Source organism: Allobosea vaviloviae (assembly GCF_001298265.1).
GTDB lineage: Bacteria > Pseudomonadota > Alphaproteobacteria > Rhizobiales > Beijerinckiaceae > Allobosea > Allobosea vaviloviae_B.
This window is the reverse complement of record NZ_LGSZ01000081.1, coordinates 1-1,768: the sequence shown is the minus strand read 5'-3', so window position 1 is coordinate 1,768 and position 1,768 is coordinate 1. Positions and strand designations below refer to the sequence as shown.

Here is a 1,768-nt window from a genome sequence, read left to right as displayed (position 1 = left end):
TGGTCTGCATCGTCTTCCTACTGCATCTGCGCAGCGCCCTGGTCGCGATCATCATGCTGCCCGTCGGCATCCTGATCGCGTTCGCGGCGATGAAGGCGCTGGGGCTGGGCTCCAACATCATGAGCCTGGGCGGCATCGCCATCGCGGTCGGCGCCATGATCGACGCCGCCATCGTCATGATCGAGAACGCGCACAAGCATCTCGAACGCAGCACCCCGGGCAAGCCGCGCATCGAGATCATCATCGAGGCGGCAAGCGAGGTCGGGCCGGCGCTGTTCTTCAGCCTGCTCGTGATCACCGTCTCCTTCCTGCCGATCTTCACGCTGGAGGGGGAGGAGGGTCGCCTGTTCGGGCCGCTCGCCTACACCAAGACCTTCGCGATGGCGGCGGCCGCCTTCCTGTCGGTGACTTTGGTGCCGGCGCTGATGGTGGTCTTCATCCGGGGCCGGATCATCCCGGAGCACAAGAACCCGATCAACAGGGTTCTGATCTGGCTCTACCGGCCGCTGATCGGGGGCGTGCTCAGGGCCAGGGTGCTGACCATCCTGCTGGCGCTCGCGTTGCTGGGCGTCAGCGTCTGGCCGGCGCGACAGCTCGGCTCGGAGTTCATGCCGACGCTGAACGAGGGCACGCTGATGTACATGCCCACGACCCTGCCGGGCATCTCCGTCACCAAGGCGGCCGAGCTGCTCCAGACGCAGAACCAGATCATCCGCTCCTTCCCGGAGGTCGCCTCGGTCTACGGCAAGGCCGGCCGCGCCCAGACCGCGACCGATCCGGCCCCGACCGAGATGTTCGAGACCATCATCAACCTGAAACCGAAGGCGGAATGGCGCGAAGGCGTCACGCTCGACAGCCTCAAGGCGGAGATGGACAAGGCGCTCCAGTTCCCCGGCGTCTCCAACGCCTGGACGCAGCCCATCCGCGCGCGCATCGACATGCTCGCGACCGGCATCCGCACGCCGATCGGGGTCAAGGTGTTCGGCACCGATCTCGCCCAGATGGAGGCGATCTCTCGCCAGATCGAGACGGTGCTGAAGGCCGTCCCGGGCACGAGCAGTGCCTATGCCGAGCGCGTCATCGGCGGCTATTTTCTCGACATCGTGCCGGACCGGATCGCACTCGGCCGCTACGGGCTTTCCGTTGGCGACGTCCAGAATGCGGTCGTGATGGCGATGGGCGGCGAGACCGTGACGACGACGGTCGAAGGGCGCGAGCGCTACGGGGTGGCGATCCGCTATCCTCGCGACCTGCGCTCCGATCCGCAGGCGATCGCGCGCGAGGTCCAGGTCTCGACGCCGTCCGGCGCCAGCTTGCCGCTCGGCGAGGTCGCAAGCGTCGAGCGCAAGCGTGGCGCCACCTCGATCCGGACCGAGAATGGCGAGCTCGCGGTCTACATCTTCGTCGATACGGTCGGGCGCGACCTCGGCGGCTACGTTCGCGACGCCCAGAACGCGATCGCGCAGAGCGTCAAGCTGCCCGCGGGCTTCCGCATCGCCTGGAGCGGTCAGTTCGAATATCTCGAACGGGCCGAGGCACGCCTCAAGCTGGTCGTGCCGGTGACGCTCGCGATCATCTTCCTGCTGCTCTACCTGAATTTCCGCAGGCTGACCGAGACGTTCATCGTCATGCTCTCGCTGCCATTCGCGCTGGTCGGCGGCATCTGGCTGCTCTGGTGGCTCGGCTTCAACATGTCGGTCGCCGTTGCGGTCGGCTTCATTGCGCTCGCCGGCGTCGCTGCCGAGACCGGCGTGATCATGCTGATCTA

The 1,768-nt window shown here is 66.6% G+C and carries 1 protein-coding gene; it reads left to right on the top strand.

The window, feature by feature from the left end; all coding sequences use genetic code 11:
- Positions 1-1,768, top strand: a 1,768-nt coding sequence (locus AE618_RS25350; RefSeq protein ID WP_156330488.1) for an efflux RND transporter permease subunit, incomplete at both ends; no start/stop codon positions are given.